Annotated in this window: 3 protein-coding genes; all 3 read right to left on the reverse strand. The window is 39.3% G+C overall.

Annotated features, from left to right (window positions below):
* Positions 1-765, reverse strand: a 765-nt coding sequence (mobV, locus tag B5D49_RS14570) for a MobV family relaxase (protein WP_078718453.1), incomplete at its 3' end; no start/stop codon positions are given.
* Between the two features lie 281 nt (positions 766-1,046).
* Positions 1,047-2,000 carry a protein rep gene (locus tag B5D49_RS14575; protein WP_057884666.1) on the reverse strand — a complete coding sequence of 318 codons (954 nt, stop codon included), beginning with the start codon at positions 1,998-2,000 and terminating at the stop codon, positions 1,047-1,049.
* A gap of 621 nt (positions 2,001-2,621) precedes the next feature.
* Positions 2,622-3,043: hypothetical protein (locus B5D49_RS14585; RefSeq protein ID WP_200806810.1), on the reverse strand; the 422-nt coding region annotated here is incomplete at its 5' end.

A 3,043-nucleotide genomic window follows, 5' to 3' on the forward strand; every position in this document is an offset into this window, starting at 1 on the left:
AAGTTTATCAAAATCAAAACGGTCAACCAGCACATACCGCTTATGGAAACGGGATTCCTTCGTTTTAACACTATTCACATCAAATTTAGTGGCTTGATACGTCTTAAGTTTCGCTTGGCGCTGCTTAGTTTCATTTTCAACCGCTGCTAACTTTTGCTGCCCCTGCTTAATAGATTCCCGCATGGCTTTATATTCCGGTACTGTCAAACTTTTACGTTCCGATTCTTGAACCCCACGCTGAACATTAAAACCATGCTGTTGCAAATAAGTCGGTAATTGATCTTGAATATCTCGCAAAGCTGTGCGATTAAAAACTCGCTTAGCAGACAATTTATACTCATCATCAAACGGGACAATCCCCATATGCATGTGTGGCGTACTCTCATCAAGATGAACAATCGCATAGCGAATATTTTCTTCACCAAATTTTTCAGCAAAATAGTTCTTAGCCGTTTCAAAATATTTGCGGGTATCAGCCTCAGTTAAATGCTCAAAGAAATGATTGTCACTTGAAATAATCCATTCATTAACCAAAACGGCATCTTTTCTGACCGCTCGCTGACTGGTTTTATGCTCGTTAATATAAGCCGCAATATCCGTTTTGAAATGGTTAGTCCGACCAGCAACTAAATCATAATTTAAGCCAGAACGGTCAACGTTAATATCAGTATTTTTGTGATGTTGCGTTCGACGTTGATCATGATTACCCAAGCCAACTAAATTATCAGCTTTTAATTTCTGCATATTAGCCACTAAATAACTCATTTCACCACTCCATTCCCAAACAAATAAATTTGGGTAGAGCATAGCACATAATTCGGCAAACCTCCATGTAAGGTATAGCCCAATATACTTTACCTTGTAAAGTTTGGGCTCTACCGAGGGTCGCCTTGCCAGCGGGACAGACCCCACCGCTTATTTTTCTGACGAAAAATTCCGCTCTCGTTATCGAAAATTTTGGCTGTTTTTTTATGCCAAAATAATCTCAACTCACGTTTGCTTTTTCAAGCAAAAAAGAACGGCTACTAGCTCCGTTCTTTTCCGCTTTACCAGATAAAATAATTTTGTTTATTAAAATCCCATTTTGCGACAACTTCTTCCGCAGCTTCCATTTGCTCTTTGGTGTAATCTTCATCGCCAACATGAACTAAATCACCATTCTCGACATCTTCTAATTGCAAATCTTGCTTAATTTGCTTTAATAATCCACCATAGCTGATTTGGCGTGTTCCAGCTAAGGCATACTCCAAATTTTTAATCACCACCAAATTACGCTCATCATCAGCCGTCATATAATCAGCTGATTTTACCTCGTATTTCGCCGTTTCTTCGGCACTAGCTTGCAAAGAGTCAGTTCCTTTGCGTTTGTTAGCTTTAACAGCCTGCACATGCACCACAGGCTCATAATCAACTTTCAGGGCTTTTTGCCATAATTTTGCCCATTCTGCTTGTGCTAAATAATTATTTGAATTCTTAAAATAACTTGATTTTACAAACAGCAACACGTGCAAGTGTTGATTATATGACATATCCTGTTCATTAACGGTAATTTCAGTCGACCTCAAATAACCCAATAAATTCTTAGCTACTTGTTTATATCGACTTAACTTACCAAAAGCCTTAGTTAGCTGCCTTAAAGACGTTTTCAATTCTTCTGATGTATTAACATTTTTAACTGTCAAAGTTAAAAATAGAAATCGTCCTTTAGGCTCTCTAGCAACCGTTTCAGCAATAATTTGTTTTAACTGACTTGAATTTTTCATGCTCCTTCTCCAATTGCACAACGGACATAACCGTTTGTGACAAAACCAAGTTTGATACAGCTTCAAATGGTTACCAATTTTCCGAAAACGTAAAGTTTCCCCACAGTTTTTAATATCATGTGCTCGTTTAAACTCTAAAATCGACAAATATTCAGCATAACGAACATTTTCAATCTTCCGTTCTCGCCAAGGTCTAACTTTGCCATTTTCAGTTTTATCTTCAAAAATTTCTGACATAAAAAGCTCCTCCAGTTTATCCACGTGAAGGAGCTGACTATCTTTTTCAATAAGCTTATAACCTTGACACCAAAGGCTTTTACACCTAAAATAAAGGCTACAAATGAAAAAGATAAACAACTCACGTGCTCGGACACCAATCGGAGATTTTCACGTGGGTTTTTATTTTGTCTTTCTTTCAACCAATTTATAACCCTAATAATACACCAAAATCCTATAAAATCAAGGGATACAAGCCTAATCAAACTTGATTTTAAAAAACGAGTTGTTGCTAATAGTATCAAGATAAGAAGAAACTGGTCAAAATCGACCAGTTTCTAAGCCCTCGGGCGCTGACGCCCCGAACCCAGTCCAAGCTGTGCCAGCTTGACCGCCTAAATGAGCGGGAGCTCCCGCTCAAACTCACCCCGCACTCGCCGTGAGGCAGGCAAAAAAAGCAGGGTTGCTTTTCTTTGCATGCGCAAAAGTGTCTTGGTCTAGTAAGTCAATCAACTCCTTAAAGCCTCAAAAAGGGACTAACTGCTAAAGCAGTAAGTCCCTTTAATTCGATTTACCGTTGACTGACGGCCATTAAACAGCTCCAATGCTCATAAACGGTTAAATTAAAGCCATAGACCAAATTCAAAGGCTTGGCCCATCTAATTCATCATGTTGTCCCTCGGAACGCTCCTGCGGCCTCTGAGGGGCTTTTTTAGACGGTTCTTTTAGTCCAGCTCGTTCTAGCCACTCACTTGGTAAACCAACCCCTAATTTGCGCTGTAAGAAGCGGTCAACGCTCCGAACAATTCCTTGTAGCGTCCCGACTAGCTTTTGAAGACGACGATTCTCAATGTCTAGTTCCATAGCCTTGCTTTCAGCTTTAATCAACTGGTCTTTTTGAATATCCATATCAGACCTTTGGGACAATGTTTCAGTAAAATACGTATCCGTTAAGCTGGCGCCCTGTTTAAGTTTATCAAAATCAAAACGGTCAACCAGCACATACCGCTTATGGAAACGGGATTCCTTCGTTTTAACACTATTCACATCAAATTTAGTGGCTT

The sequence above is a fragment of the Paucidesulfovibrio gracilis DSM 16080 genome (assembly GCF_900167125.1).
Lineage (GTDB): Bacteria > Desulfobacterota > Desulfovibrionia > Desulfovibrionales > Desulfovibrionaceae > Paucidesulfovibrio > Paucidesulfovibrio gracilis.